This window comes from Immundisolibacter cernigliae (assembly GCF_001697225.1).
Classification (GTDB): domain Bacteria; phylum Pseudomonadota; class Gammaproteobacteria; order Immundisolibacterales; family Immundisolibacteraceae; genus Immundisolibacter; species Immundisolibacter cernigliae.
In genome coordinates, this window is sequence record NZ_CP014671.1 from 340,008 (window position 1) to 365,735 (window position 25,728).

At 65.9% G+C, this 25,728-nt stretch carries 30 protein-coding genes and 1 pseudogene; 14 read left to right on the forward strand and 17 right to left on the reverse strand.

All coding sequences use genetic code 11. The features are described from left to right. Positions 1-107: 107 nt before the first annotated feature. Genes PG2T_RS01630 through PG2T_RS16545 form a run of 3 tightly spaced genes read left to right on the forward strand, consistent with a single transcriptional unit; the run spans position 108 to position 775 of the window. Positions 108-317 (forward strand): DUF2281 domain-containing protein, encoded by a 210-nt coding sequence (locus tag PG2T_RS01630; protein ID WP_068802530.1) that lies wholly within the window; start codon positions 108-110, stop codon positions 315-317. After that, positions 304-639 carry a type II toxin-antitoxin system PemK/MazF family toxin gene (locus tag PG2T_RS01635; protein WP_068802531.1) on the forward strand — a complete coding sequence of 112 codons (336 nt, stop codon included), beginning with the start codon at positions 304-306 and terminating at the stop codon, positions 637-639. Before PG2T_RS01630 ends, PG2T_RS01635 begins: the two co-directional genes overlap by 14 nt. Beyond that, positions 632-775 (forward strand): hypothetical protein, encoded by a 144-nt coding sequence (locus PG2T_RS16545; RefSeq protein ID WP_236953279.1) that lies wholly within the window; start codon positions 632-634, stop codon positions 773-775. Before PG2T_RS01635 ends, PG2T_RS16545 begins: the two co-directional genes overlap by 8 nt. A gap of 336 nt (positions 776-1,111) precedes the next feature. Here the strand turns inward: PG2T_RS16545 and PG2T_RS01640 are convergent, their stop codons facing one another. The 4 genes from PG2T_RS01640 to PG2T_RS01655 form a co-directional block, all read right to left on the reverse strand. Further along, positions 1,112-1,513 (reverse strand): PIN domain-containing protein, encoded by a 402-nt coding sequence (locus PG2T_RS01640; protein ID WP_068802532.1) that lies wholly within the window; start codon positions 1,511-1,513, stop codon positions 1,112-1,114. After that, positions 1,510-1,734: an AbrB/MazE/SpoVT family DNA-binding domain-containing protein gene (locus tag PG2T_RS01645; protein WP_068807535.1), complete on the reverse strand. Its 225-nt coding sequence runs from the start codon at positions 1,732-1,734 to the stop codon at positions 1,510-1,512. Before PG2T_RS01645 ends, PG2T_RS01640 begins: the two co-directional genes overlap by 4 nt. Positions 1,735-2,061: 327 nt before the next feature. After that, entirely contained in the window at positions 2,062-2,373 is a 312-nt protein-coding gene (locus PG2T_RS01650) for a type II toxin-antitoxin system RelE/ParE family toxin (RefSeq protein WP_068802533.1), read from the reverse strand. 4 nt (positions 2,374-2,377) lie between these two features. Beyond that, entirely contained in the window at positions 2,378-2,647 is a 270-nt protein-coding gene (locus PG2T_RS01655) for a type II toxin-antitoxin system Phd/YefM family antitoxin (RefSeq protein ID WP_068802534.1), read from the reverse strand. 625 nt (positions 2,648-3,272) lie between these two features. On the opposite strand from PG2T_RS01655, the gene PG2T_RS01660 reads away from it, so the two are divergent. Beyond that, positions 3,273-3,572 (forward strand): nucleotidyltransferase family protein, encoded by a 300-nt coding sequence (locus PG2T_RS01660; RefSeq protein WP_068802535.1) that lies wholly within the window; start codon positions 3,273-3,275, stop codon positions 3,570-3,572. Further along, complete coding sequence (locus tag PG2T_RS01665; protein ID WP_068802536.1) at positions 3,569-4,069, forward strand: hypothetical protein; 501 nt, start codon at positions 3,569-3,571, stop codon at positions 4,067-4,069. Before PG2T_RS01660 ends, PG2T_RS01665 begins: the two co-directional genes overlap by 4 nt. Before the next feature lie 1,189 nt (positions 4,070-5,258). Here the strand turns inward: PG2T_RS01665 and PG2T_RS01670 are convergent. Together PG2T_RS01670 and PG2T_RS15915 are read right to left on the reverse strand one after the other, a co-directional pair. Next, positions 5,259-7,376 (reverse strand): PilV family protein, encoded by a 2,118-nt coding sequence (locus PG2T_RS01670; RefSeq protein WP_068802537.1) that lies wholly within the window; start codon positions 7,374-7,376, stop codon positions 5,259-5,261. A 28-nt stretch (positions 7,377-7,404) separates the two neighbouring features. Next, on the reverse strand, positions 7,405-7,737 hold the full coding sequence (locus PG2T_RS15915; protein WP_145930954.1) for a hypothetical protein: 333 nt from the start codon (positions 7,735-7,737) through the stop codon (positions 7,405-7,407). Between PG2T_RS15915 and PG2T_RS01675 the strand changes: the two genes are divergently transcribed. Further along, complete coding sequence (locus PG2T_RS01675) at positions 7,736-8,707, forward strand: IS481 family transposase (RefSeq protein ID WP_068802538.1); 972 nt, start codon at positions 7,736-7,738, stop codon at positions 8,705-8,707. The two genes, PG2T_RS15915 and PG2T_RS01675, sit on opposite strands and share 2 nt — an antisense overlap. Here PG2T_RS01675 and PG2T_RS16185 read toward each other — a convergent pair. The 4 genes from PG2T_RS16185 to PG2T_RS15295 all read right to left on the reverse strand — a co-directional run bounded on the left by PG2T_RS16185 (position 8,668) and on the right by PG2T_RS15295 (position 11,303). Continuing rightward, the gene (locus PG2T_RS16185; RefSeq protein WP_158513118.1) at positions 8,668-9,045 is read right to left on the reverse strand and encodes a hypothetical protein; all 378 of its coding nucleotides are present in this window, start codon (positions 9,043-9,045) and stop codon (positions 8,668-8,670) included. The two genes, PG2T_RS01675 and PG2T_RS16185, sit on opposite strands and share 40 nt — an antisense overlap. Positions 9,046-9,131: 86 nt before the next feature. Further along, complete coding sequence (locus PG2T_RS01680) at positions 9,132-9,929, reverse strand: pilus assembly PilX family protein (RefSeq protein ID WP_068802539.1); 798 nt, start codon at positions 9,927-9,929, stop codon at positions 9,132-9,134. A gap of 19 nt (positions 9,930-9,948) precedes the next feature. After that, positions 9,949-10,722 carry a PilW family protein gene (locus PG2T_RS01685; RefSeq protein WP_068802540.1) on the reverse strand — a complete coding sequence of 258 codons (774 nt, stop codon included), beginning with the start codon at positions 10,720-10,722 and terminating at the stop codon, positions 9,949-9,951. Beyond that, a complete protein-coding gene (locus PG2T_RS15295) occupies positions 10,689-11,303 on the reverse strand; it encodes a GspH/FimT family pseudopilin (protein WP_075968118.1) in 615 nt (204 codons plus the stop codon). Before PG2T_RS15295 ends, PG2T_RS01685 begins: the two co-directional genes overlap by 34 nt. 119 nt (positions 11,304-11,422) lie before the next feature. Between PG2T_RS15295 and PG2T_RS01690 the strand changes: the two genes are divergently transcribed. From PG2T_RS01690 to PG2T_RS01700, 3 genes are all read left to right on the forward strand, one after another. After that, positions 11,423-11,836 carry a type IV pilin protein gene (locus tag PG2T_RS01690; protein WP_068802541.1) on the forward strand — a complete coding sequence of 138 codons (414 nt, stop codon included), beginning with the start codon at positions 11,423-11,425 and terminating at the stop codon, positions 11,834-11,836. A 681-nt stretch (positions 11,837-12,517) separates the two neighbouring features. Further along, positions 12,518-12,703, forward strand: coding sequence for a hypothetical protein (locus PG2T_RS01695; RefSeq protein ID WP_068802542.1), 186 nt, complete (start codon positions 12,518-12,520; stop codon positions 12,701-12,703). Continuing rightward, entirely contained in the window at positions 12,663-13,001 is a 339-nt protein-coding gene (locus PG2T_RS01700; protein WP_202816393.1) for a type II toxin-antitoxin system RelE/ParE family toxin, read from the forward strand. The genes PG2T_RS01695 and PG2T_RS01700 overlap by 41 nt, the downstream gene beginning before the upstream one ends. 237 nt (positions 13,002-13,238) lie before the next feature. On the opposite strand, the pseudogene PG2T_RS01705 reads toward PG2T_RS01700, so the two are convergent. Together PG2T_RS01705 and PG2T_RS01710 are read right to left on the reverse strand one after the other, a co-directional pair. Continuing rightward, positions 13,239-13,466: pseudogene (locus tag PG2T_RS01705) on the reverse strand (AAA family ATPase); the annotation flags it as partial. 251 nt (positions 13,467-13,717) lie between these two features. Continuing rightward, positions 13,718-14,629, reverse strand: coding sequence for a sulfotransferase domain-containing protein (locus PG2T_RS01710; RefSeq protein WP_068802545.1), 912 nt, complete (start codon positions 14,627-14,629; stop codon positions 13,718-13,720). A gap of 303 nt (positions 14,630-14,932) precedes the next feature. On the opposite strand from PG2T_RS01710, the gene PG2T_RS01715 reads away from it, so the two are divergent. After that, entirely contained in the window at positions 14,933-15,376 is a 444-nt protein-coding gene (locus PG2T_RS01715) for an REP-associated tyrosine transposase (protein ID WP_418268529.1), read from the forward strand. 199 nt (positions 15,377-15,575) lie between these two features. On the opposite strand, the gene PG2T_RS01720 is transcribed toward PG2T_RS01715, so the two are convergent. The 3 genes from PG2T_RS01720 to PG2T_RS01730 form a co-directional block, all read right to left on the reverse strand. Next, positions 15,576-16,235 (reverse strand): LuxR C-terminal-related transcriptional regulator, encoded by a 660-nt coding sequence (locus tag PG2T_RS01720; protein ID WP_068802547.1) that lies wholly within the window; start codon positions 16,233-16,235, stop codon positions 15,576-15,578. Between the two features lie 151 nt (positions 16,236-16,386). Continuing rightward, positions 16,387-17,763, reverse strand: a complete 1,377-nt coding sequence (locus tag PG2T_RS01725; RefSeq protein WP_068802548.1) for an HlyD family type I secretion periplasmic adaptor subunit — start codon at positions 17,761-17,763, stop codon at positions 16,387-16,389. Then, complete coding sequence (locus PG2T_RS01730) at positions 17,760-19,934, reverse strand: type I secretion system permease/ATPase (protein WP_068802549.1); 2,175 nt, start codon at positions 19,932-19,934, stop codon at positions 17,760-17,762. Before PG2T_RS01730 ends, PG2T_RS01725 begins: the two co-directional genes overlap by 4 nt. Positions 19,935-20,081: 147 nt before the next feature. Here PG2T_RS01730 and PG2T_RS01735 point away from each other — a divergent pair, with 147 nt between their 5' ends. Then, the gene (locus PG2T_RS01735; RefSeq protein WP_236953280.1) at positions 20,082-20,825 is read left to right on the forward strand and encodes a transglutaminase-like cysteine peptidase; all 744 of its coding nucleotides are present in this window, start codon (positions 20,082-20,084) and stop codon (positions 20,823-20,825) included. After that, positions 20,822-22,765 carry an EAL domain-containing protein gene (locus tag PG2T_RS01740; protein ID WP_068802550.1) on the forward strand — a complete coding sequence of 648 codons (1,944 nt, stop codon included), beginning with the start codon at positions 20,822-20,824 and terminating at the stop codon, positions 22,763-22,765. Before PG2T_RS01735 ends, PG2T_RS01740 begins: the two co-directional genes overlap by 4 nt. A 174-nt stretch (positions 22,766-22,939) precedes the next feature. Here PG2T_RS01740 and PG2T_RS01745 read toward each other — a convergent pair whose 3' ends face one another. Both PG2T_RS01745 and def read right to left on the reverse strand, forming a co-directional pair. Further along, positions 22,940-23,278: a hypothetical protein gene (locus tag PG2T_RS01745; protein WP_068802551.1), complete on the reverse strand. Its 339-nt coding sequence runs from the start codon at positions 23,276-23,278 to the stop codon at positions 22,940-22,942. Positions 23,279-23,339: 61 nt separating this feature from the next. Beyond that, entirely contained in the window at positions 23,340-23,867 is a 528-nt protein-coding gene (def, locus tag PG2T_RS01750; RefSeq protein ID WP_068802552.1) for a peptide deformylase, read from the reverse strand. A 257-nt stretch (positions 23,868-24,124) separates the two neighbouring features. On the opposite strand from def, the gene PG2T_RS01755 reads away from it, so the two are divergent. Both PG2T_RS01755 and PG2T_RS01760 read left to right on the forward strand, forming a co-directional pair. Further along, positions 24,125-24,538, forward strand: a complete 414-nt coding sequence (locus tag PG2T_RS01755) for a hypothetical protein (RefSeq protein ID WP_068802553.1) — start codon at positions 24,125-24,127, stop codon at positions 24,536-24,538. A 184-nt stretch (positions 24,539-24,722) separates the two neighbouring features. Then, positions 24,723-25,655, forward strand: coding sequence for a DMT family transporter (locus tag PG2T_RS01760; protein WP_068802554.1), 933 nt, complete (start codon positions 24,723-24,725; stop codon positions 25,653-25,655). Positions 25,656-25,728 lie beyond the last annotated feature (73 nt).

Sequence of the window (25,728 nt, forward strand, 5' to 3'; positions counted from 1 at the left end):
AGCTGAAGAATCCCGGATTTCGCTGCGCTGCATCCAGGCTACGTTTGCTGCGTTTGCTATTCTTGGACGAGGCGCTTGATGCCACACTGCACGCGAGGAACCCAGCCATGGCAACTCACCCGAACCACCTTCGCCGGCTGCACGACAAGATCGACCGACTACCGCCCGAGCGACAGGCCGAGGTCGAGGACTTCGTGGAGTTCCTGAGCCACAAGGATCGGGATCGCGGCCTGGTCCGGGCGGCCACCAGCGCGTCGCAGTCGAGCTTCGCCAAGGTGTGGGAGAACCCGGACGACGCTGTCTATGACGCGCTTTGAGTTCGGCGACGTCGTTTTAATACCTTTTCCGTTTACTGATCAGTCCACCACCAAGAAACGCCCGGCGATTATCGTCAGTTCGCAGCACTACAACGCGCAGCGGCCTGATCTGATCGCCATGGCGGTGACCAGCCAATTACGGCCGCAAAACCGTTTCGACATCCCGCTTCAGGATTGGCAACAGGCCGGACTGCTGAAGCCTTCCGTCACGAAACCCGTAATCGCCACGATTGAGAACACGCTCGTCATCCGGTCGTTGGGAAGACTCAGTGATAAGGATCGACAGATGCTGGCGGAACAATTGCGGACATTTCTTGGCTAAGAAAGCGCTGAATAAATCCATCCTGGATTTCTCAGCGCCCACCATCGGAAAAGCGTGGTTTTCCGATGGCTCACAAAATCAGCGGCTTACCGCCGCTGATTTTGGCAGCGCGTCCCTGCGCTGCGGGAAGCGCTGAATAAATCAGCGCTTCCCTAATTCAGGCGGGATATTGAATGTTCGGGCTGCCTGTGGGAGGCCCGCCCCGGGCCGAACAGGGCGGCGCAGGATTCGCGGCGGGGGCGCCGCTCCCACGATGAGATCAACCCTTTCTACGGCGGGCTGCGAGACCGAAGAATCCCGGATTTCGCTGCGCTGCATCCAGGCTACGTTTGCTGTACCCAGCGCAGGGTGGGCAAAGCGCAGCGTGCCCACGCGGACACGGCGCCAGCCCACGTAGGTGGGGTGAGGAACGAACCCCAACGCTTGGCAGCCGGATTTGTTGGGCTTATGGCCTTTGCCCACCCTGCCCTGGCTATTTGTACGGCAACACTTCCTGCAATGCCGTCAGCGGTTCAAATTCGGGGTCTTTGTGCACCAGCACCGCCGACGCCAGCTGCGCACACGCGCCGATCCAGGCATCGGCCAACGACAGAGCTTGCTGCGCCTTGATCGCAGCCGCCGACTCCAGCAGCTCGGGCGTTTCGTGTACCCATTCGATGGGCAGCGACTGACATTGCTCGTAAGCCAGGCGCCCAGCCGCTTCACCCTCATCCTTCCAGACCCGATAAAACACCTCCATCAGGCTTATGAAACAGCCTGAGCAACGCACTTTTCCGTGACCGGACAGGGTCAGAATTTCGGCCACGCGATCCGCCCCCGGTTCATCGTCGCGCAAGGTCAACAGCGCAGAGGTATCCAGCAGGTAATGCTTCATTCGTGGGCACGATCCAGCTTGCGGGTGGCGAGCAGACGCGCCGTCGCCCCGCCCTTGCCCTGGCCGCGAAAAGCACGCACCGGGTCCTCGCATACCGGGATGACCCGGATGCCGTCAGCCTCGATCACCCATTCCAGGCGCTGCGCGGGCGTGAGCTTGAAGCGGCGCCTTATCTGGGCCGGTACAACCGTCTGCCCGCGGGCGGTAATGGTGCTTCTCATGGCGAACTCCATTGAACTACGAAATATCGATAATAGTAATTCATTGCGCTTCACCCGTCCTGCGAATCACCCTCGTGGGAGGCCCGCCCTCGGGCCGAACGGGGTGGCGGAGGATTCGCGGCGGGGGCGCCGCTCCCACGATGGGCTTTACCCAAGGGTGGGCAAAGCGCAGCGTGCCCACGCGGACACGGCGCCAGGCGCCGCATGCGGTTCATCGAAACCTCGTCAGAACCGCGTGGGCACGGCCTTATGGCCTTTGCCCACCTACAATGGGCTTCGAGCGGCGGGTGAGCCATTAATAGTGTGATAATAAACATAATCAGCGCGTCAGGGCGCGTCTTCGTTCGGCACGTCGAGCAGGCGCTCACTGCGCCAGACCCGAACGACACGCACGTGCTTCGGGTCACGCCGATAGACGATGCGAAACGGTGGCCGGATCAGCTCGCGCAGAAAAGGCTGGTCGAACTCGGGGACGATACGCCCCAAGTCCGGATGATCGGCGAGTGCCTCGATGCCCGCTACGATTTCGCCGAGCAAGCGCTCGCCCACCTCCGGCACGCCCTGTTCGGCGTACCACGCCCGTATCGACTCCAGATCGGCCAGCGCGGATTCGGCGAGCCGGACAGCGACCTTGGCCACGCCGCTACTTCAAACTGAGCCGCGCCTTGGCCTCCGCCAACGACAGCTCTCGGCCCGCCTCGAGGTCGGCGAGACCGGCAACGACCGCCCGCATGAATGCACGTTCCTCCTCGGCCGCCTCGTAGTCGTGCACCGATTGCACCACGGCCACGCCGCGCCCGCGGCTGGTGAGCAGCACAGGCCGGTGCGCGTCTATCGCATGCTTGACGACGCGGCCGGGGTTGACCTTCAGGTCGGCCAGCGGAATCACATCCTCGGAGAACTTGGTGCCCATGCCGGGATCCTCAGGTCCTGTAGACAGGACCGATAATAGCACCCGTTCAAGCCCGTTCTCGGTGTGGCTGACGCAGGAAGCCCGACATTCTGCTCCCGCCGCATTCGACGCGGCACGTGTACTCACCCCACCCCGTCGCCCTGAGGAGCGCAGCGACGTGAGGGCCTTGCCTTCATGCGTTGCGTCGGCGCTGCCCGCATGCAGGCAAGGCAAGGTTGCCGCGGCCGCTTGCGCGGCCTCGCAACGACGCCGGGGTATGGGGCGTACCGTGGAGACCGGGAGACAGCTCAAGAATCCCGGATTTCGCTGCGCTGCATCCAGGCTACGCTTGTTTGTAGGAGCCCGGCTGTGCCGGGCGATGGCCGGCGCCGCGTTTCCCTTGTAGGAGCCCGGCTTCGCCGGGCGATCAGCCGAGACAATCGCGCAGCGAAGCTGCGCTCCTACAATGGGTTTCACCCATCCCGCGACTTGTGTTCGTGGGAGGCCCGCCCCCGGGCCGAACGGGGCGGCGCAGGATTCGCGGCAAGGGCGCCGCTCCCGCGACGGCCTCCACCCGTCCTGCGACCGGCTGCTAAGCTACGTTTACCGCGATTTCATTCTTCCGGCGCCCGATCTTCCCAACGCCATGCGACTCACCGACGTACAAAAAACCGTCATCCGCGAAGAAGTGCAGCGCCACTTCGGGGCCGCTGCCCGGGTGCTGCTGTTTGGCTCGCGCGTGCATGACGATGCCCGCGGCGGCGATATCGACCTCTACATCGAAGCCGAGGGCGACATCGACCAGACCCTGGCGCAGGAACTCGGCCTTTACGCCGCCCTGCAGCGTCGCCTTGGCGAACAGCGCATCGACCTGGTAGTCCATCGCGCCGGCAGTCCCCTGCGCCCGATCGATCGCGCGGCCCTGCAGGCAGGCATCCCCCTGTGAACCCGGCACAACAGCGTTGCTGGCAAACCCTGGGCGTGGTGGAAAAAGAGGCTTTTCACCTGCGTGACGTGGCCGGGCGACTGTTCGACGCACCTGAACTGACCGCAGATTGGCTGCGTCGCCTGCTCGAAGACCCGGCAGGCCGTGACCGGATGGAGGCTTTCGTCGGCAAGTTTTCCCGCCTGCAAGACACGTTGATCGACAAACTATTGCCGCAGTTCCTGGCCGCAGTCGGCGAAAAAACCGGCACGGCGCTGGACAACTTGCACCGCGTCGAACGCCTGCAGCTTCTCGCCGACCCTGACCAGTGGCTAGCCATGCGTCAACTGCGCAACCGCCTGGTGCATGAATACGTGGCGGACCTTGCCGAATTGGCGGCCGCGCTGCGCGCAGCCAGGCCGCTGGTCGACGCGCTGCTGTTGGCCGCACAGACATTTCGCCGGGCAGCGGAGAACCAATTTCCGCCGCTCCAGAGGGATGGCAGTACAGCCGGCTGACACGGATCCGCCGCCGCGTGGCACGCGCCCGGGGCACGGCGCCCCGGTCGCGATCATGGGCGCCATTGGGTCTTTATACGAGCCGTGCCCGCCGGCGATGGTGACGACAGCAACTCGCCCCGGAACGCGGGCTAATCCCGTCAAGCGAATAAAGCATCCCGGATTTCGCTGCGCTGCATCCGGGCTACGCTTGCTGCCACGACCCCAAAACCAGGCCAACCGTCAGCACGACGCGTCCCACGCGGGGCGCCCCCACCCCGTCGCCCTGAGGAGCGCAGCGACGTGAGGGCCTTGCCTTCATGCGTTGCGTCGGCGCCGCCCGCAGGCAGTCAAGGCAAGGTTGCCGCGGCCGCTGCGCGGCCTCGCAACGACGCCGGGGTATGGGGCGTACCGTGGAGACCGGGAGGCGGGCTGAAGAATCCCGGATTTCGCTGCGCTGCATCCAGGCTACGTTTGCTGCCACGACCCCAAAACCAGGCCAACCGTCAGCACCACGCGTCCCACGCGGGGCGCCCCCACCCCGTCGCCCTGAGGAGCGCAGCGACGTGAGGGCCTTGCCTTCATGCGTTGCGTCGGCGCCGCCCGCATGCAGGCAAGGCAAGGTTGCCGCGGCCACTGCGCGGCCTCGCAACGACGCCGGGGTATGGGGCGTGCTGTGGAGACCGGGAGACAGCTGAAGCATCCCGGATTTCGCTGCGCTGCATCCAGGCTACGCTCGCTCGTGGGAGGCCCGCCCCCGGGCCGAACGGGATGGCGGGGGATTCGCGGCGAGGGCGCCGCTCCCACGACGGCCTCCACCCATCCTGCTGCGGGCTGAAGAATCCCGGATTTCGCTGCGCTGCATCCAGGCTACGTTTGCTGCCACAAACCCAAAACCAGGCCAACCGTCAGCACCACGCGTCCCACGCGGGGCGCCCCCACCCCGTCGCCCTGAGGAGCGCAGCGACGTGAGGGCCTTGCCTTTATGCGTTGCGTCGGCGCTGCCCGCATGCAGGCAAGGCAAGGTTGCCGCGGCCGCTGCGCGGCCTCGCAACGACGCCGGGGGTATGGGGCGTGCTGTGGGGAGGGGGAGCCGGTAGCCGGACCTGTGCCCGGCCCCGGATGATGGGCTACGGCCTGGCGGCCTTCACCCATCCCGCGGCGGTTAAAGAATCCCGGATTCCGCTGCGCTGCATCCAGGCTGCGTTTGCTACTCCTCTACCCACACAGTCTGTCCGAGAAGCGAGGCAGTGATACTGCTGTATGGCTGGAGGGAAAGCGAGCAGTCTGCAATTCCACAATAAGTGAGCGTTGAAGGACTGAACTCGATACGGCCTGACCAACCCGAGGGCACGATACAGGTGTAGTCCACGCTCGCACCGACCACGTTCAGCGTACATGCGCCGTTGGACGTGCCTGCGAATCGGACCGAGGTGATCAGCAGTTGCGGGCTGCCAGCGGTCACGTTCGAGGACGGGAAGATGTCGCCGGAAATACCCGGAGAGCCGGGGGGCAGGTACGTTACGAAAACCGAGTCGTCGCGGTGTTCGAGCGGCGGCGTCGGCTCCGACGCCGGGTCCACGGTAGTAGCGTAGTAGAGCTGCCGATTCGCCGGTGCCCCGCCGGTAGGAAACACAAGCGGAGGTGTGTCACGGAAATGACCCTCGTCCTCGTTCGGACTGATGGGCGGCGTCGAGGTCACCCCGGTATTGCTCATACGCAGCGAGGCAATGAGCCGCACGTCTACCGGAACCGTCGATCCCGATACCGGAGTCGTCCTCGTATCGTATGGCACGCCCTCTGCCCTGCCGCGGCTGTATGCGTCCTGATTGATCGCTTCGGTCCTGACAGCGGTGCTGGTTACGCGCACCACGGGGCGGTTTCGGGAAGACCAGTCGGCGAGCTTGGTCAGGTTGAGGTCGTAGAACGGGACGCGGTCCAGAAAATCTTCGAACTGCCTGCTCGGGTCCTCATTGATGTAGCTCGCCAGCCCGTCTGGGACTTCGACGTACAGGGCACGCGCGAAAAGCTGTTTGTTTGCGCCGCTACGTACGGATGTGTCCCGCCCGGGTGGTTTTGCCGGCTCCGAGCCGCCCATCACCCGGTATTCTACGTAGTCCTTGACATAGTTGACATAATCTTCTTGCGTCTCAAGATTTGTAAGAAAGTCTCCCGGCAAAACTGTCAGGGTATCCAGCTTCCAGTCCTTGAACACCTGGAACACGCCGTTGACGCGTTTCAAGCGGCAGGCTTCGTCGTAAACGGCGCCGATACTGGTGGGCGACACCGGCGTTGTGTTGCTGACGCTCATGCGGTAATGGACATGCGGCGGGGTATCGCTTGGATCGCTCGGGTCATCGCTTGGATTGAAAAAATGATCTCCCTCGCCGTCGGAAAAATCGTGATGATCCCGACAGCAGATCTGGCACAGCGGCTGGGCGTTGACGCCAGTCTGGGTATCCACCCCGCGCGTTTTGGTTACGACCTTGCCCGGCACGTCCCGGATGGTGCCATTCTGAAACACCGTGCGAGCCGGAGTGCGCGCCAGACCATCCGCTGCAAACGCGCAGGTGCAGTTCACGGTCACGAACTCTTCACGCTTGTCCACCACGAATCGCGAACCATCCTGGTGGTAGTTGACAACATCGAACCGGACCAAATTGCTACCGGAATTACCGATCACGGTGGGCAGGGGCTTAGTGGTTTCGCGCTTGCCGGTGCCGGTGTCGATGGGTACGGAAATGATCTCCGGCGCGACGCCCGGCGTGTAGGCAATCTGCGGCCCATCCGGCCGCTCATCCAGCGGCTCGGAGGCCAGTGCGACATTGCCGGGTGGAATCTCGACGATGTTGGAAAGCACTTCAACTTCTTGCGTATCCCCAGACTCGTTTACCCATGACACGGTTACCGTGACGTTTTTGGTACGGGACGTGATGAGTGGCGGAGGAATGGAAGCCGTGAAGTCCAGGTCGCTCACCGTCCAATCAATCTGGAAATTCACGCCGGCTACTTGCCGGGCGGTTTGAGGCGCCAAGCGCCCGCCCTTGCTGGTATCGATATGCGACCACGCCGGCTCGAAGGTTGGGCTCTGCGCGGCGGCGGCAGTCCATGCGACTACGCTGTCAGTCTTGACGAAGGTACGCAAGTCTTCGATTTTCTCTTCCGCCAGGCTGAGGGCGATGGTCCGGGCGCGGGCGTCGCTGCTGCCGCGCACCAGGTCCACTTGCAGCTTGGCCAATGCGATCAGGCCGACGCTCAGGACCAGCAGTGCGACGAATACCTCGACCAGGGACAGCCCGCGTTGCAGGCGATGGGTGTTCACGTACATGGCGCGTTACCTTGGGATTCGGGTGGGCTTACCGTATGGAGTCGTTCCAGCTACCGGCGATCGGTCCGTACTGATCGAAATCGGTGCCCTCACCGATTGCTGCAAAAACGCAGGGGTCGTAGACCGCGTTATAGGTGCCGGTACCGTCGACCTCGCCCTCAACGATCATCGCGCCATGCAGGGTAAACGTGCCCTGAATATCCGCCGCATTAGGGCTGACGCTGGTGCAGGTTCCGCCGACGTAGTTGTTCCATCCCGGATCATCATATAGTTCCGTCTCGGTCCCCGCTGCTGCTGGCGCGCGAGGTGTTCCGGGAGCTGGCAGGGGACGGGAAAGCGGTTGATCGGGAGGTGTCCGCATGCTGATTGCACTGCACAAACAAGCCCGCACCACGCCCCACGTGCGGGCGCAGATCGCGGCCAGTGATGAGCCGGTGGCGGTGCTGGCCCGCCGCTTTGGCGTCACCGAGCCGACGATCTACAAATGGAAGCGGCGCCCGGATGTCTACGACCGGCCGCACACCGCGCACCGCCTGCAAACGACGTTGACCCCCGGCCAGGAGGCGATCGTGGTCTACCTGCGCCGGGCCCTGCTGCTGCCGCTGGACGACCTGCTGGCGGTGACGCGCGAGTTCCTGTGTCCGGACGTGTCCCGCTCCGGGCTGGACCGCTGCCTGCGCCGCCACGGCGTGGGCAACCTGCGCGCCCTGCGCCCGGCGCCGGACAAAGCGGTCAGCAAGACCTTCAAGACCTACGTGCCCGGCTTTGTGCACGTCGACGTGAAGTACCTGCCGCAGATGGCCGACGAGGACCGGCGCCGGTTCCTGTTCGTGGCCATCGATCGGGCCACCCGCTGGGTTTACGTGGCCCTGAAAGCCGACAAGAGCGCGCGCTCGGCGCGCGCCTTCCTCAGTGCCCTGGCCACGGCCTGCCCGGTGCGCATCACGCGCCTGCTCACCGACAACGGCACCGAGTTCACGGACCGGCTGTTCGGGAGCCGGGCGCGGGCCCCGACCGGGACGCATGAGTTCGATCGCCTGTGCCAGGAACTGGGCATCGAGCACCGTCTGACGCCCCCGCGCCACCCGCAGACCAATGGCATGGTCGAGCGCTTCAACGGGCGCATCGCGGACCTGCTGCGCACGCACCACTTCAGGTCCAGCGAGGACCTGGAGCAGACCCTGCACCGCTATGTCACGCTCTACAACCACCACTTGCCGCAGAAGGCACTGAACGCCCAGACTCCGGCTCAAGCGCTTCAGCACTGGTACGCTTCAAAACCGGAGCTGTTTCATCGAAGGCCAAATAATCGGCCGGGACGTGACACGTAGTAAGGATCTCCGGAACCGCCGCTGCAAGAGCGCTCGATATCCGCGCCCACCATCAAGCCCCAGAAATGGGACGTGCCCTGAAAGTGCGCATCCTGTTCAAAGACAACGATAGCCGGCGCGAAACGGCTGCCTATTACCTGGTTGTTGGACAGATTGCAATCGCCAGTCACCCAAAAAAGACCCGTCGAGTTGGCATTCAGACCACTGCAATTCGGTATGACGTTGCCTGCAGAGGCGGCGCTGGCCTTGACCGCCGCCTTGGAACGCCCGAAGACGTAGGCAAATATGTCGCCGGGAAAATTGGGATCGTTGTCGACGACATCATCGTTGACCCCCACGTCATTGCCACTGTAGGGGCTTTTCTCGGCGGGATTGACCTGGCATACGCACTGGTTCCAGGTCGGCGTGTCGTCCGTCGCAGGGTCTACGATATCGGGGCCGATACAGCGGGTGTCGGTCGGCGAAGGCCCGTCCCGGAAAGAGCCAAATCCACAGGTTTGCCATGTGCCGCTCGAAGGGAGCGGATCCTCGGACCAGATGGACAGCATCTGCCCGCTGCCGGTGAGGTCATCACAGTTGGATAGATTGACCTCCGAGATGTCGAGGTCGTGGTTGGGGTTGCCGACCACGGTGAAGTTGCCCCCAACGGCACCGTCGGCGCCATCAGTGGCGGCACCGGGCCGGGCTGGGCGATCAAATAGCGCGACATGCTCTGGCGCACCACGGCGCGGCCGGTACCGTCAGCAGAGGATGCCTGCGCCACCAAGGTGACCGGTTGGAAGCTGGTCGTAGCGGTAATGGGCGTCCCGTCGTTCTGGGTCAGGATGAACGGGCCGTCGGCGGAGTCCCAGGTCAGACCACTCAGAGCGTCGCCGCCACTCAACGTGTAGACGTTGACCCAGGACCAAGCAGATCCGAACTGGTTGGCCGTGCCATCGCCGCAAGGCGGCGTGGTCTCGGTGCCGGCACAGGCGGTCCAGCCCCAGCCCGAGAACCCCTGACGGTTGGCAGCCAGGAATGCCTTGGCCCGGTCCAGGCCGGCTTCGGCGGTGGCGAAGGCTTCCTTGTGCCGGTATTCGTTGGCCGACATGCGCTGTTCCTGAATGCCCACCTTGGCGGCGAAGAAGGTCAGGAAGGTGGCGGCGATCAGCAGCACGATGGCCACTACCAGGGTGGACACGCCGCGCTGGTGGGCTTTGGCCGCAAAGCTCTGGATGTGCATGGGCGGTGCTCCGGGCGGGTTACAGAACGGCGTCGTTGCGCAGGCGGATTTTTTCCACCAACTGACGGCAGACGACGTCGATGTTGGTGCAGTCGGCGGTTGTCGTTGCATTATTCGGGTCGAGACTGCGAGTGTGGGTGGCGGCACGCAGGTTGACGATGACGGTACGTACCGCAACGCCCGACATGCCCGGCTCGGTAGTGGTGGTGAAGACGAGGCTACGCACCCAGGCAATGTTTCCGTCAGTGACGGGCTGCCAACCGCCACCGCCGCAACTCCAAGTCCCCGTGTGGTTGTAAGTCTCAATCTCTCCGGCGGTGTTGAGCCGATACCCGAATCGATTAGTCGCAGCGGTATCGTCATCAGCGGTGCCGTCACCGGTGCTGACGCTATAAGCGAGCCGCACGCAGGAATTGGCGGCCACGCCGGACATGTTGCTGACCGTCCACATGCCAGCAGTGGGGGCGGTCGAGAACGGATTGTCGGAGCCCAACAGGGACGGCTGCCAGGCAAGGGTGCGCACGCCGGCCCGCCGGATGTCCCGCGTCATCAGGGACATGACGGCGCGCATTTCCTCGTTCAGGCGCACGGCCTTGATGTTCTGGGCGTTGGCCTGGTAGGTGCTCATGAACACCCCCATCACGCCGCCGATCACGACCAGCCCCAGCACCAGGGAGACCATCAGTTCGATGAGGGTGAAACCGGCCGAGCGTGCCCGCTGCGGCCGGGCACGGAGATTCTGACGCATTAGGCTCTTGATCATGGGCAGGGAGGTGGAGATGTTGATGGACATGGCTGATATCCCGGCATGCCAGTGGTAGTGCAAATGAGAACCCGCCCGAGCGGACTGACGCGCACCTGCAATTTGTCATTCTTGAGCACAAGGCATGCGGTTCCCGCCACATCCGCTGTTCCACGATGGGGCTCGAATTCAGCTCTTGGCAAAGCCACCGCTGGCGACGTCGCAGCCTGAAAAGTGACCTTGATAGAGACACCCGGGTAGTCGGTGCTTTGAGTCACTCGCAGCACATTTTCCGGCTGAAGATCACCGGCCGAGTCTCGATAGTAAAGCTGGCACGCATTTGCATCACTCAGGGGCACGGAAGGATCGCAGGTGGTTCCAGTTCGTGAGCCGTAGGCCCATGTCGTCGACGGCCCCGCACCGGAAAACGTGACGGTGACGTCCTGATTGCGCTTGATCGCCTCGGTCCGCGCCAGTTGCAGGTCGTTGTAGACGCTCTCCGCCGCGCCCTTGAGCCGGTTGCGCTCCAGCATCTTGGTGTACGCCGGCACGGCGATGGCGGCCAGAATGCCGATGATGGTCACCGTCACGAGCAGCTCGATCAGCGTGAATCCGAAACTTTTTCTCAGCACCGCCTAAACTCCCTTCGGTCGCAGCCGATTCTATGACCATGTATCGGCACCCGGAGCGGTGGGTTGACACCGTTCGTCGGGGCACAGGCGCCGTTGGTCGGAAAGCAGGGTAAACGAGTATGCACGGACACACACGCACACGCGGTTTCACGTTGATCGAGTTGATGATCGTCGTGGCGATGATCGGCATTCTGGCCGCCATCGCCGTGCCGGCGTACCAGGAGTACGCCCGCAAGGCGCGGCGGGCCGACGCCAAGCGGGCGTTGATCGCACTGCAGTTGCAGCAGGAGAAGTGGCGGGCGAGCAATATCAGGTACACCACCACGTTAGCTGACCTGAACTGGCCGAGCACCTCGAACGACGGTTACTACAGACTGAGAATCTTCCCTGTAGCCAATGTCAGCGCCACTGCCTACAACATGGAAGCCCAGCCCATCGGTCGACAGGCCAACGACCGCTGCCGCACGTTTGCCGTCAACCAGAACGGCAACAACACGACCGGCAGTTACGCCGACGCCGACTGCTGGAAATAACGCCGGACGACGGGTGACGGCCTGGCGCAGCCGTGGGAGGCCCGCCCTCGGGCCGAATGCTTGATTCGAAGATTCGCGGCGGGGGCGCCGCTCCCACAGAAAAACTCTCGTGGGAGGCCCGCCCTCGGGCCGAATGCTTGATCTGAAGATTCGCGGCGGGGGCGCCGCTCCCACGGGAAAACCCTGTGGGAGGCCCGCCCTCGGGCCGAATGCTGGATCTGAAGATTCGCGGCGGGGGCGCCGCTCCCACGGGAAAACCCTGTGGGAGGCCCGCCCTCGGGCCGAATGCTGGATTCGGGGATTCGCGGCGGGGGCGCCGCTCCCACGGGGGCACCTGACCGGGCAGCCAGCGTAGGTGGGCAAAGCGCAGCGTGCCCACGCGGACACGGCGCCGGTCGCCGCATGCGGCTCATCGAAACCTCGTCAGAACCGCGTGGGCACGGCCTTATGGCCTTTACCCACCCGCTGGCTGCCTGGGCGTTAAACTCCAGCCTTGAGGGTTCGTTGTTCGAGCCCAGTGAGTTCGCGCCGTAGCGAAGGTGTCTTGCGGCCTCAGTTCGAAGCAGCGTTGCAACCGTCCGTCAAGGAGAAAACCGTCATCATGGAGCGGATCGGCGGCGTGTTGTTCAAGCATGAGGTGAAACGCTGGTGCAGGCGTGTTAACACAACGAGGTAGTCCATATGGCCAACGTAAAAGAAGCGGCGAAGAAGTTGATCGACCATTTGCCGGATCAGGCAACGTGGGACGATGTCATTTACGAGATGTACGTAAAGCAGAAAATCGAGATGGGATTGCAGGCGGTGCGGGAAGGCCGCACGATTCCGCATGAACAGATCGAACGCGAATTCCTCGGCGATGAAAATTGAGTGGTCGCAACCGGCGCGCGATGATCTGGCACAGATTCGCGCTCACATCGCGGCGGACTCGCCGCGTTACGCACGGCAGTTCTCAGAGCGCATCATCGGGGCCGTGCGCAAGCTGTGCGAGTTTCCGTTGATCGGGCGCAAGGTGCCGGAAGCCGACCTCGACAACGTGCGCGAACTTATTTTTCAAAACTACCGGATCATCTACCATGTCGAAGAACACCACCTGTTCGTCTTGAGCGTGACGCACGGCAGCCGCGATCTGACTCGACAATCCAATCAGCCTTGGGAAATCGGGTAACAATACCCGGTACTTGCTGGTATCAAATGGCATGACAGCGAGCGTCTACGATTTCCAAAAACAACGACCGCCACGAAAGGTTTATTTAATTTTGATCCCTGTCTCGAGCGCCCCACGTGCTCCCTCCCCGTCGCTGCCATTGAAGCCAGCCCGGCAGCAGCGCCGGGCTGTGTCAGGGCCGCGGCGTCAGGCAGGGCGATCCGCATGGGCACGCTGCGCTTTGCCCACCCTCGCTGGCTGCACCTCGTCCAGGATGGCGCCGTCGCTGAAGCGCGCCAGAAACCGGCGCGGGTCGCGTTCGGCGAATTCGCGCTGCTCCGGGTTTTCCAGCGAGACGTAGGCCTTGCCGGCAAAGACCGCCTTGCACAGGGTGGTCTTGCCCGATTGCCGCGGTCCGGTCACGGCGAGGATCGGAAAGCCCTTGGCCAGACGTTGCAAGGTACTGGCGGCTTGGCGGGGGATCATTTTTTACAAATCCAAGTTGTTGGTTTGGATTTGTAATCATGCGGGTCGCCGGAAGGCATCGCAAGGTTGTGCCGATACGGCCGTGGGAGGCCCGCCCTCGGGCCGAATCGGTTGGCCGCAGCGATCGCGCTCCGGATTCGCGGCGGGGGCGCCGCTCCCACACGGGCGATCATCGCGCTGTAGGAGCCCGGCTGTGCCGGGCGATCATCGCGCAGCGAAGCTGCGCTCCTACAAGGTTTTTTCCCAAGCTCTCAGGCGCCCGTCTCCAGCGCCCGCCGCAGCGCGGCGTAATCGGCAATGCCCAGCGGGCCGGCAATGTGCTGCTGCCAGGCGGCGTCCAGTGCGGCCCGCACGGTGTCGGTCAGTTCGGTGGTGTTGGCTCCGGCGCGGCCGGCGCGCACCTTGCTGCCGCCGGTGTTGCCCGGCGGCAGGCCGCAGGCCGCGTCGCGCGCCTCGCGCAGCAGGTGATCGTCGAACTGGCGGGCGTGGGCGCGCATGAACTCGACGCTCGACTGGTCCAGCACCCGCTGCAGCAGCGCCCCGTCCAGCGGCACGCCGATGAAGCCCGCGATGCGCCGCACGGCGGCCTCGGGATCGGCCAGCATGGACTCGTAGCACAGCATCAGGGTGTGCGGTTCCCGCCGCTGCGGCCACCAGGTCTGCAGGTGGCGGTAGTAGTTGAACGGCAGGATCTCGTTCAGGAACAGGTCGCGGGCGATGTCCTGGACGGTGACGCTGCCGGCCTCGAAGAACCAGCCGTTCCAGAAGTGGAACTGCGACACCAGCACGTCGCCCGGATCGCGCACGGCGACCAGGTACCGGCCGCCCTTGGGAATCATCGGCCACGGCAGGTGGCATTTGTAGGCCCGCGGCTGGGCGCGCTGCGGGCCGTCGATGTCGAGGCCCAGATCGAGCGCCGTCTCCAGCCACGGCACGACCTGCGTGATCTCGTCGAATTCCATGTCGCCGCCGGTGCGCAGGCCGTGCACGATCTGCTGCAGCCAGGTGGTGCCGCTCTTGGGAAAGGTGGCGATGAACACGTCGCTCGGGCGCGGCTGGAAGGCCAGCGCGCGGCCCATGCTCTGCGGCGTGATCATGTGCTGCACGCGTTCGAGCATTTCCTGGACCGAGCGCGGGCGCGTCAGGGGTGGGTTGGTGCTCATTCGGTGAACTCCTTGGTCGGGGTTGCTGGGTTGCGGAATCGGGGCGCGAGCAGGATGCGGGGTGATCGCGCTCCTACGGCGCGATGATCGGCCTGTGGGAGCGCAGCTGCGCTGCGCGATCGCCCGGCGGAGCCGGGCTCCTACAGGGGGATGATATTGCTTGTCATCTCGCCACCCGTCGCGCGCGATAATTTCGTTTCCGGCAGGTAAGAATGCGGCGATGATCGCCCACCGCAGGTAAAAATGCCGCGCGGCTTTTCTGCATCGCTCGCTGCGCCAGCGCTCAGATCAGGCATGGACCGCATCAGCACGTCTCCACACGGCCGGGATCTGCGAAAAGGCCGCTGGTCGCTATCGGGACAGGTGTACCTCCTCACGGTGGTTACGGTGGACAGGGCGCCCCGGTTTGCCGAATGGACGGTCGCCCGTCAGGCGGTCCGCGCCTTCCACTCGCCGCCGGTCGCTGCCCAGGTGACGACCCTGGCCTTCGTGGTCATGCCGGACCATGTGCACTGGCTGGCGCAGCTGAATCACGGCGGCACGGTTTCGGAAGCGGTTCGCCTGTACAAGGCGACCGTGTCGGTGGCGCTGGGCGGCGGCGCGTGGCAGCGCGGCTTTCATGATCGGGCCTTGCGCCGGCAGGATGATGTGCGTGCGGTCGCGCGCTATATCGTGGCCAATCCGCTGCGCGCAGGGCTGGTGCGGGATATCGGGGACTATCCTCACTGGGATGCCGTGTGGTTGTAGGTGGTGATCGCCCGGCATAGCCGGGCTCCTACAGGGGGGTACGCAGTGTGGTTGTAGGTGGTGATCGCCCGGCATAGCCGGGCTCCTACAGGGGGATACGCAGCGTTGGCCATCGCCCGGCGGAGCCGGGCTCCTACAGCGCGATGATCGCCCGGCATAGCCGGGAGCGCACGGCCGCGAGATGGCCAGCGGCGGGGCGTCAGTGCGGCCCTGTTCGCGCGGCGCTGGCGCGCTCGGCGCGGCCGGTGACCAGCAGGGCCAGCTGCAGGCGGCCGGGGATGCCCAGCTTGCTGAACACGGCGCCCAGGTGGGCCTTGACGGTGCGCTCGGTGATGTCGAGCCGGCGCGCGATGATCTTGTTGCTGACGCCCTCCCCGACCAGCACGGCGATTTCGCGCTCGCGCGGGGTCAGCGCATCGAACGCCGCCGTGTCGATGTTCGAGGGACTGCGCGGCGCCGGGCTGCTGATGATCATCTGCACCAGGCGGTCGATGAGCTTGCGACCGGCCCAGACTTCGCCCGCCTGCACGGTACTTATGACCTTCGTCAGAAGCCGCGGGTCGATGTAGAGGTTGCAATATCCGCGGGCACCGGCGCGCAGGGCGGCGATGCCCTCGTCCTCGTTCGGGCTGCGGCTCATGACCACCGTCCGGCAGCCGGCATGGCGGCCGATCAGGTCCGCCACCGCGGCCATGCCGCCGAGACCGGCGAGCTCCAGATCCAGCAACAGCAGCGGCGCCGGATGCAGCGCCAGCAAGGCCGCCAACTCGACGTTGTGCTGTGCCGACGCGGACCCGTCCGCCACGGCGCCGCTCCAGCGCTCCCGAACGGCGGCGTCACTGCTGGCCAGAATGATCATGCCGCGAATCTACCGTTTGAATCCGTGATGTCGTTATCGTCAAAAACGCGCCCTGTCGAGTCTGTTAAGGAAGCGCTGAATAAATCCATCCTGGATTTCCCAGCGCCCGCATCCCCGGGCTGCGGGAAACGCCGAATACTTCAGCGTTTCCTCAACGCTCCCGCAGCGCCCGCTCCCTGGCACGGTTGATCGGCCGCAGCAGGTAGTGCAGCACGCTCTTGCGGCCGGTGAGCACGTCGACGGTGGCGGTCATGCCCGGAATTATCGGCAGGGAGTCGCCATCCTTGATGTAGCCGCGGTCCAGGGTGCGCACCCGGATCAGGAAGAAGCTGCGCTCGCCACCCTTGTCGTCCTCCTGCGTGATCGAGTCGGCGCTGATGTGCTCCAGGGTCGCTTCGAGTGCGCCGTAGATGGTGGAGTCGTAGGCGGTCAGCTTGACCATGGCGCGCTGGCCGGGGTGCAGGAAGGCAATGTCCCGCGGCTCGACCTTGGCCTCGACCAGCAAGCTGTCCTCCAGCGGCACGACTTCGACCAGGTCCATGCCCGGCTGCACCACGCCGCCGACGGTGGTCACTTTCAGGCGCTTGATGGTGCCGCGCACCGGCGAGCGCACCGAGGTGCGCGTGACCCGGTCCAGCGCCGCGGTGTTGTTCTGGGCCGTGGCGGCCAGCTCTGCCTTGGCGTCGTTGAGCAGCCCCTGGGCCTCGGTGCGGAACTTGATCCTGACGTCCTCGATCTTGTCGCGGCTCTCCTGCAGCGCCGAGCGGGCCGCCGGCAGGCGCAGGCGGATGCCGTCCAGGTCGCCGCGGACTTCGTTGACCTGGCGCTTCAGGCGCAGCAGTTCGACCTCCGAGATCACGCCCTCGGCCGCCAGCGGCGCGGTGCGGTCCAGTTCGTCGCGCAGCAGGGCGTTGCTGCGTTCCAGTTGGCCCAGACGCGACTGCATCTCGAACACTTCCTGCTGACGCTGGTCGCGCTGCTGTTCCAGGATTTGCACGCTGGAGGCCAGTTCCTGCTGGCGCGTCAGGTACAGCCGGCGCGCGTCTTCGGCCAGTTGCGGGGCTTCCTGTTCGATTTCCTGCGGCAGGGTCAGGGGTTTGCCCTCGGTCTCGGCGGTCAGGCGCGTGACCTGCGCCAGCAGCGCCAGGTACTTGAGGCGGCCTTCCTGGTAGGACGAGGCGAAGCGCGTGTCGTCGATGCGCAGCAGGATCTGGTCCTTGGCCACCACGTCGCCTTCGCGGACCAGGATTTCCTGCACGATGCCGCCTTCCAGGTTCTGCACGATCTGCACCTGGCTGGACGGGATGATCTGGCCCTCGGCGTGGGTTACCTCGTCCACCTGGGCCAGGGCCGCCCACACCAAGCCCACCACCAGCAGCACGGTAACTGCCAGCAGGATCATGTGCCCGGCCGGGTGGGCGGGATCCAGATCCACGGCCGTGGTGTCGGCCATGTAGTCCAGGTCGTCGCGGTCGACGTCCCGCCACAGCAGGCGCAGTTCCGCCCAGCGGCGGCGCAGGAAGTTCATGCCGGCCGCCCGGTCAGGCGACCACCGCGCAGGGCTTCGAGCACCTGCTCCTTGGGGCCGTCGGCGACGATCCGCCCGCCGTCCATGACGATGACCCGCCCGACCAGCGACAGCAGCGAGGCCCGGTGCGTCACCAGCAGCAGCGTGCGCCCATCCAGCAGCGGCAGCAGGCGGTTCTTGAATTGCTCTTCGGAGGAGTTGTCCATGGCGTTGGTCGGTTCGTCCATGATCAGCACCGGCGGTTCCAGCAGCAGGCCGCGGGCGATGGCCACCGCCTGGCGCTGACCGCCGGACAGGCCCTCGCCGCGCTCGCCGATCTGCTGCTCGAGACCGGCCGGATGGCGGGACACGAAGCTCATCACGCCGGCCAGTTCCGCCGCGCGCAGGATCGTCTCGTCATCGGCCTGCGGCGCCGCCAGGGCGATGTTGTCGCGCAGGCTGCCGAAGAACAGCGTCACGTCCTGCGGCACATAACCGATGTTGCGGCGCACGTCGGCCGGGTCGATCTGGCGCAGGTCGATGCCGTCCAGCAGCACCGCGCCGGCGGTCGGCTCGTACAGGCCCAGGATCAGTTTCTCGAGCGTGCTCTTGCCGGACCCGATGCGACCGATCACGGCCACCCGCTCGCCGGGCGCGATCTTGAGTGAAATATTGTCCAGTGCCGCGATCTGCTGGCCAGGGTAGCTGAAACTGACGTTGCTGAACTCGATCGCGCCCTGCAGCACCGGCCGGTGCAGGAAATTGCGCTCGGGCGGACGCTCCACCGGCAACTGCATGATCTGGTTGACCGAGCGCAGCGCCGCCATCGACTGGTCAAAGCGCACCAACAGCCCCGCGACCTGCGCCAGCGGCGCCAGCGCCCGACCGGCCAGCATGACGCACGCAATCAGGCCGCCGACGCTCAGATCGCCCTCGATGATGCGATGCACGCCGTAGACCAGGATGCCCAGCGATGACAGCTGTACGGCAAGACCGGCCACGTTGATGACCGACGCCGACAGCAGCCGCGAGCGCATGCCAAGGCGCGCCATGCTGGCGACCACCTGCTCCCAGCGGCGCTGGATGGGTCCGGCGGCGCCGACGCTGCGCAGGGTCTCGAAACCGGTCAGCGTCTCGATCAGCGTGGCCTGCTTTTGTGAGGCCTGGCGCATGCTCTGCTGCACCAGGTCGCGCAGGCGCACCTGCGCCCGCCAGCCATAGAGAATGACCACCGGCATCAGCACCAGCGGCACGAATACCAGCGGCCCGCCGATCCAGGCGATCACGGCCAGGAACAGCAGCGCGAACGGCAGGTCGATCAGCGTGGTCAGCGTGGCCGATGTGATGAACTCGCGAAAGCTCTCGAACTCCGACAGCTGGTTGGCGAAGGCGCCAACCGAGCGCGGGCGGGCCTCCATGCGCAGCCCCATCACCTGCTCGAACAGGCGCGCCGACAGCGCCACGTCGAATTTCTTGCCGGCAACGTCCAGAAAATACGCCCGCAGGGAACGCATCAGCACATCGAACAGCGCCACCACTGCCACGCCGATGGCCAGCACCCACAGGGTTTCGACGGCGCGGTTGGGCACCACCCGGTTGTAGACGTTCATGGTGAACAGCGGCAGTGCCAGGGCAAACAGGTTCACCAGAAACGCCGCCAGCAGCACCTCGCCGTAGATCGGCCACAGCTTGCGCAGGGTGCCCCAGAACCAGTGCCCCGAGCGCAGCGCACCGTGGTCGGCGCTGCGCTCGTCGAACACCGGCGCGGGCCGCACCAGCAGTGCGCTGCCGGCGTACTGATCCAGCAGTTGCTGACGCGGCCAGATATCCTCGCCCATGCCGGTATCCGGATCGGCGATGCGCGCCGCGCCGTCGGCCTGCCAGCCCAGCAGCACCACGGCTCGCCGTTCGTGCAGCAGCAATACCACCGGCAACAGCGCGGCGTTGATGGCATCCAGCGGGCGACGCACCAGGCGGGCGTTGATCCCGGCGCGCGCCGCCGAACGTGCAAACAGCGCCGGCGTGAGGCAGCCATCCTGCAGGGGCAGACCGGCGGTCAGCGCCTGCGCGGATTTTGGCCGCTGATGCAGGCGGGTCAGGAAGATCAGACAATCCAGCAACGGGTCTTCCGGGCGCTGGGAATCGACCGCAGCAAGCGGCCAGGCTACCGCCGGCGGGGCTGAATTTTCCATGCAAGGCTCAAGGTTCGGGCGCAACGGGCCGTAGACGATACACCAGCTGAAAGGCCGCACACGCCGGCCTGTGACACGGGTCACCGGCGTCACGGTCGCTTTGGCGGACACTGGATCAGTTGCCGGGGCAGCTCACGGAAATTCCGCTTGCAAAGCCTACTGAGCCACATTCGACGAGCGGCCGCAGCGGCCGGTCGCAGCGCGCAACGCAGCCACGGCCGTCGGCGCCGGCGCGCCGGGTTCGGTTTGCTGCTGGCGGTGTTGTTGCTGCCGGCCAATGCCGTCGGCCCGGCCTTCGACTCCGACGCGCTGCGTGCCATCGAACGCCGCTACGGTCCGGCGGCGGCCCGGCGCGTGCAGGACTGGCGCCAGCTGATCGACACCACCCGCGACCGGCCGTTGCCGGCCAGACTGCAGGCGGTGAATGAATTCTTCAATCAGATGCTGTTCGTGGATGACATCATCCATTGGAAAAAAAGCGACTACTGGGCCACGCCGGTCGAATTTCTGGCCACTGAAGGCGGTGATTGCGAGGACTTCGCGATCGCCAAATACTTCACCCTGCTCGAACTGGGCGTGCCCGAATCACGGCTGCAGATTACTTACGTCAAGGCGCTGCGATTGAACCAGGCGCACATGGTGCTGGCCTACTACGCCAACCCCGCCGCCGATCCGCTGGTGCTCGACAATCTGGTGCCGGATGTCCTGCCCGGTTCGTCGCGCGACGACCTTGTCCCCGTGTACAGTTTCAATGGCCAGGGCCTATGGATTTCGAGGGCTCGCGGGCGCGGCAAACGCGTCGGCGGCTCCGAGCGTCTGAGCCTGTGGCAGGACCTGATAACCCGCATGGAAGCACCCGCCTCCGCCCCGACCCGCGAGACCGTCCGATGACTCTGCTGCGGCAACTGATTCTGGCCATCCTCGCCCTGCTGCTGCTGGTGTTCGCCGGCAGCGTCGCCATCAGCGTCGCCAACACGCGCCATTACCTGGACGCACAGCTGCAGTCGCATGCCCAGGACGCGGCCACGTCGCTGGGTCTGTCGCTGTCGACCAGCGCCGCCGAGGACGATCGCGCCACCATGGAGTCGATGGTCGACGCGCTGTTCGACAGTGGCTATTACCGCTCGATCCGCATCATCGACACCGGCGGCGCGCCGCTGGTCGAGCGCGAGCAGCCGGTGCGCTTCGACGACGTGCCGGCCTGGTTCGTGCGGCTGATCCCACTGGACACGCCACTGGGCGAGGCCATGCTGATGTCCGGCTGGCGGCAACTGGGCCGGGTGCAGGTCACCAGCAATCCGGGTTACGCCTACCTCGAACTGTGGCGCACCACGCGCGCCTCGGTGGGCCTGTTCGCGCTGGTGGCGGCGCTTGCGGTGGCGCTTGCGGTGGTCGGTGTCAACATCATCCTGCGTCCGCTGCGCGCCACCGAGGTGCAGGCGGCGGCCATCGCCGACCGCGAATTCCCGGTCCAGGAACATCTGCCGCGCACGCGCGAGCTGCGCCGGGTGGTCGAGGCCATGAACCACATGTCGCGCAAGGTCCGGCAGATGCTGGACGAACAGATCGCGCTGGGCGAGCGCCTGCGCGAGAAGGCCTACCGCGACCCGGTCACCGGGCTGGGCAACCGGGCCCTGTTCCAGCGCGACCTTGAGCATCTGCTGGACTCGACCGAGGAGCATTTTCGCGGCCTGCTGGCGCTGGTGCAGTTGCGCGATTTTCGCGACTACAACGAAAGCCACGGCTACAGCGCCGGCGACGAGCTGCTGCGCCAGGCGGCGGCGGCCCTGCGCGAGGCCACGGCCCAGTTTCGGCCGCTGTGTCTGGCGCGCCTGGGCGGCGCCGATTTTGGCCTGCTGTTCCCGCGCGGCGGCGACGATGAAATCGCCGCCATCGGATCGGCCATGAGTCAGGCGCTGGCCAGCCTGCAGGAGCGCGGCGTGATGCCGGACGGCGACGTGGGACACATCGGCATGGCCGTGCACACGGGCAGCGACACCCTGTCCATGTTGCTGAGCCGTGCCGACGCTGCCCTGCGCCAGGCGCAGGCAACGACCGGCAACGCCTGGCAGCTGGCGCCGACGAGCGCGAGCCGTGCGCCGCGTCCGGCCATGACCTGGCGCAGGCTGCTGGACGAATCCCTGCAGGGCAAAAAGCTGGCGCTGTTCGCGCAGCCGGTGCTGCGTCCCAACGATCCGCTCAAGGTGCTGCATACCGAAATTCTGGTGCGCCTGCCGACCGACGAAGGCCTGTTGCCGGCCGGCGGCTTCATGCCGATGGCCGAGCGCCTGGGCCTGGCCAGCGCCATTGACCGGGCGGTGATCACGGCCGTGCTGGCGCGGGTGCGCCCGTCCGACAACGCCAGGCATTTCGCGTTGAACCTGAGTCCGACATCCTTGAGCGACCCGCGCTTTCGCAGTTGGTTGCTCGAAACGCTCGATCAACATCCGGTGCAGGCGGCCGACCTGACCTTCGAGCTGCCTGAGTACGGCGCCAGCCGGGATCTGCCGGCGCTGCGCGAGCTGGCGATCGGCCTGGCCAAGCGCGGCAGCGGACTGGCGCTGGACCATTTTGGACGCGGCTTCAATCCGCTGGGCTACCTGGCCGGCCTGAAACTGCGCTATCTGAAGGTCGACGGCCGCTACATCCACGCGCTGGCGCACGATGCGGACAGTCGCTACTTCATCGCCACGCTGCGGGAAATCGCGCACGGGCTGGACTGCAAGATCATCGCCGAGGCGGTCGAGACCGAAGCACAGCTGGCCGCCGTCGTCGAGCTGCGCATGGACGGCGCGCAGGGTTACCACCTGATGGCGCCGCGGGCGCTGTAGGGGAAGCGCCGAACAAATACGTCGTGGATTTCCGGGTGGCCGCCATCGGGAAAAAGCCGGGTAGGAGCGCAGCTTCGCTGCGCGATGATCGCCCGGCCCAGCCGGGCTCCTACAACGCGATGGGGTCCGGCATGGCGATAATCGCCCGGCACAGCCGGGCTCCTACCGCAGACGTCACAGAATCGCGTCGTCCTCGTCCACCATCGGGTTTATTTCGCCCAGCCGGGCGCGCAGGCGTTCGCGCAGCAGCAGTTTGCGCTGGGCGCCTTGCGGCAGGTCGGTGAACATGATCACGCCGGTTTCGGCCAACAGGCCGATCAGGTCCTCGATCACCCGCGCCAGATTGAGGTCGGTGGCCGCCAGGGCCTGCGCGGCGGCAGCGTCGCCACCGTTGCGCAACAGAAAATCCAGCACCTCGGGATGCTCGCCGGACAGCGGCGGCTCGGTGCTGCCCTGCGGGCTGACGGAAACCCCGGTCACCCTGCCGTCGGCGCCGCGCTGCACATAGAACATGTCGATAACCCCGTGCTCGCAATGGCGGCCATGATACCGGGCACCTGCCGGCCGCGACCGGTCAGGCGCCGGTCATCGCGTGCAGGATTTCCGGCTCGAAACCGAACTGGCGCAGGTCGCCAATGCGCTGCGGGTACAGCACGCCGTCCAGATGGTCGCACTCGTGCTGCACCACGCGGGCGTGAAAGCCGTCGGCCTGCCGCTCGATCAGGTGCCCACGTTCATCGAAGCCGTGGTAGCGGATGGCGCGCGGGCGCGGCACCAGCCCGCGCAGGCCAGGCACACTCAGGCAGCCTTCCCAGCCGTCTTCCAGGGTTGGGTCGACGACCTCGATAACCGGATTGATGAGCACCGTGCGCGGCACCGGTTCGGCCTGCGGATAGCGCGGGTTGTGGGTCACGCCAAACACCACCACCCGCACCGACACGCCGATCTGTGGCGCCGCCAGGCCGGCCCCGTTGCAGGCGGTCATGGTGTCGAACATGTCCTCGAGCAGCATCGCGACCGCCGGGTCGCGCACGTCCGCCACCGGCTGCGCCACCTGCTGCAGCAATGGGTGCCCCATGCGCAATACCTGCCTGATCGCCATCACTCGCCTCAAGATGCTGTCCCGTGCCGCGGCCAGCGTACCGCAGCAGGCCGCTCGACGACGAATGCCGCGACCGGAACGTCTATCGCGTGGCAAGCACTGTCGCCCGATGCCTGACCGGCCTCAACGCCGGCCGGCAGGCCCGACGTATGATTCGCAAGCTCACGAAATCGGACTCGGATGCGGTTTGGCGCCAGCTCGACGGCGACCGGCGACCAGCACCGGAACGGGAACTCCCCGCTGACATGGAGACGAGGATGCCCAGGAACCTATGGCTGATCGCTGCGTTGCTGTGCCTGGGCGGCTGTGGCAACGCCCAGCCGCGTTATGGCGAGGTCATGGTGGGCGACCGCAGCGGCTATGCCCACATCGTGTTCAGCGACAGCGACCGGGTGCTGATCCGCGACTACTATGCAAACCGCTACCGGGGACTGCCACCCGGCCTGGCCAAGCAGGGCAAGGTACCTCCCGGCCACGCCCGACAGATGCTGCGCGACAGTCGGCTACCGCCCGACCTTGCCTACCGCTACCTGCCTGCCGAGCTGGAGGGCCGGCTCTCGCGCCTGTCCGATGGCTACGTTCGGATCATCGTCGGCTCGGACATCGGCATCCTGCACACCCGCACCCGGCTGGTGGCGGATGTGATACACGAAATCGCCGTCCACGATTGAGGCTCGCGGCAGCCTGATACCCGCGGCGAACCGGCAACGGCGCGACGCGCGGCTATCCGGTGGCGTGGCTTGCCCGCAGGCCGCCGCCAGCCCCGTGCGAGTGCAGAGCGGCTCGCGGCGCGCTGCGTCGACGCGCGCTCTGCGCCGTTAAACTGCACGCCCTGCGCACTTTCCCACCCGTACCATGACCGCCCCGCCGCTCGTCCAGCGCACCCGCCTGTACGGCATGCTGTTCGCCCTGCTGGCGGCGTTCGGTTTTTCGTTCAAGGCGATCCTGGTCAAGCTGGCCTACGCCTGGCAGCCGGTGGATGCGGTCACCCTGCTGGCGCTGCGCATGCTGTTCGCGCTGCCGTTTTTCGTCGCCATTGCCTGGCATGCGCGCGGCAGCGGCGAACGCACCCCCGTGGCGGCCGTTGACTGGCTGCGCCTGACCTGGCTCGGCCTGACCGGTTATTACCTGGCCAGCATTCTGGATTTCTGGGGTCTGGGCTACATCAACGCCGGCCTGGAGCGGCTGATCCTGTTCCTGTATCCGACGCTGGTGGTGCTGCTCGGGGCCTGGCTCGGCCGCCGTCGGGTGGCGCGGCGCGAAATATGGGCGCTGGCGCTGTCCTATGGCGGCATTGCGGTGGCGTTCGCCAGCGATCTGCACCTGGCCACCGACCGCGGCGCCCTGCTGCTGGGCAGCGCGCTGGTGTTCGGCTCGGCGGTCGCCTACGCGCTGTACCTGCTGGCCAGCGGCCCCACCATTGCCCGCGTCGGCGCCCGCCGCGCCGCCGCCTACGCCATGCTGATCTCGACCGGCTTCGTGCTGGCGCAGTTCGCCGCCACGCAGCCGCTCGCGGCGCTGCGCCAGCCGTGGCCGATCTATGGCCTGGCGCTGGCGATGGCGGTGTTCTCGACCGTGCTGCCGGCCGTCCTGCTGGCGGAGTCCATCAAACGGATCGGCGCCGGCCAGGTGGCCCTCATCGGCTCGGCCGGGCCCATCATCACCATTTACCTGGGCGTGGTCGTGCTCGGTGAGCCGGCGACCGCCGCGCAGCTGCTCGGCGCCGCACTGGTGCTCGGCGGCGTGCTGATGGTGACCTTGCCGGGGCGCACCACGCCCGGCACCTGATGCGGCCGGGCGCCAGCTGGACCGGCCAGGCAATTCAAGGCAAGGTCCACGACCGGGCACTGCACGATGGAGC

Coding starts and splice junctions, on each gene's coding strand:
- PG2T_RS01630 (WP_068802530.1), top strand. CDS start 108: ATGGCAACTCACCCGAACCACCTTCGCCGGCTGCACGACAAGATCGAC.
- PG2T_RS01635 (WP_068802531.1), top strand. CDS start 304: ATGACGCGCTTTGAGTTCGGCGACGTCGTTTTAATACCTTTTCCGTTT.
- PG2T_RS01640 (WP_068802532.1), bottom strand. CDS start 1,513: ATGAAGCATTACCTGCTGGATACCTCTGCGCTGTTGACCTTGCGCGAC.
- PG2T_RS01645 (WP_068807535.1), bottom strand. CDS start 1,734: ATGAGAAGCACCATTACCGCCCGCGGGCAGACGGTTGTACCGGCCCAG.
- PG2T_RS01655 (WP_068802534.1), bottom strand. CDS start 2,647: ATGGGCACCAAGTTCTCCGAGGATGTGATTCCGCTGGCCGACCTGAAG.
- PG2T_RS01660 (WP_068802535.1), top strand. CDS start 3,273: ATGCGACTCACCGACGTACAAAAAACCGTCATCCGCGAAGAAGTGCAG.
- PG2T_RS01670 (WP_068802537.1), bottom strand. CDS start 7,376: ATGTACGTGAACACCCATCGCCTGCAACGCGGGCTGTCCCTGGTCGAG.
- PG2T_RS01675 (WP_068802538.1), top strand. CDS start 7,736: ATGCTGATTGCACTGCACAAACAAGCCCGCACCACGCCCCACGTGCGG.
- PG2T_RS15915 (WP_145930954.1), bottom strand. CDS start 7,737: ATGCGGACACCTCCCGATCAACCGCTTTCCCGTCCCCTGCCAGCTCCC.
- PG2T_RS01680 (WP_068802539.1), bottom strand. CDS start 9,929: ATGCACATCCAGAGCTTTGCGGCCAAAGCCCACCAGCGCGGCGTGTCC.
- PG2T_RS01685 (WP_068802540.1), bottom strand. CDS start 10,722: ATGTCCATCAACATCTCCACCTCCCTGCCCATGATCAAGAGCCTAATG.
- PG2T_RS01690 (WP_068802541.1), top strand. CDS start 11,423: ATGCACGGACACACACGCACACGCGGTTTCACGTTGATCGAGTTGATG.
- PG2T_RS01695 (WP_068802542.1), top strand. CDS start 12,518: ATGGCCAACGTAAAAGAAGCGGCGAAGAAGTTGATCGACCATTTGCCG.
- PG2T_RS01700 (WP_202816393.1), top strand. CDS start 12,663: ATGAACAGATCGAACGCGAATTCCTCGGCGATGAAAATTGAGTGGTCG.
- PG2T_RS01710 (WP_068802545.1), bottom strand. CDS start 14,629: ATGAGCACCAACCCACCCCTGACGCGCCCGCGCTCGGTCCAGGAAATG.
- PG2T_RS01720 (WP_068802547.1), bottom strand. CDS start 16,235: ATGATCATTCTGGCCAGCAGTGACGCCGCCGTTCGGGAGCGCTGGAGC.
- PG2T_RS01725 (WP_068802548.1), bottom strand. CDS start 17,763: ATGAACTTCCTGCGCCGCCGCTGGGCGGAACTGCGCCTGCTGTGGCGG.
- PG2T_RS01730 (WP_068802549.1), bottom strand. CDS start 19,934: ATGGAAAATTCAGCCCCGCCGGCGGTAGCCTGGCCGCTTGCTGCGGTC.
- PG2T_RS01740 (WP_068802550.1), top strand. CDS start 20,822: ATGACTCTGCTGCGGCAACTGATTCTGGCCATCCTCGCCCTGCTGCTG.
- PG2T_RS01745 (WP_068802551.1), bottom strand. CDS start 23,278: ATGTTCTATGTGCAGCGCGGCGCCGACGGCAGGGTGACCGGGGTTTCC.
- def (WP_068802552.1), bottom strand. CDS start 23,867: ATGGCGATCAGGCAGGTATTGCGCATGGGGCACCCATTGCTGCAGCAG.
- PG2T_RS01755 (WP_068802553.1), top strand. CDS start 24,125: ATGCCCAGGAACCTATGGCTGATCGCTGCGTTGCTGTGCCTGGGCGGC.
- PG2T_RS01760 (WP_068802554.1), top strand. CDS start 24,723: ATGACCGCCCCGCCGCTCGTCCAGCGCACCCGCCTGTACGGCATGCTG.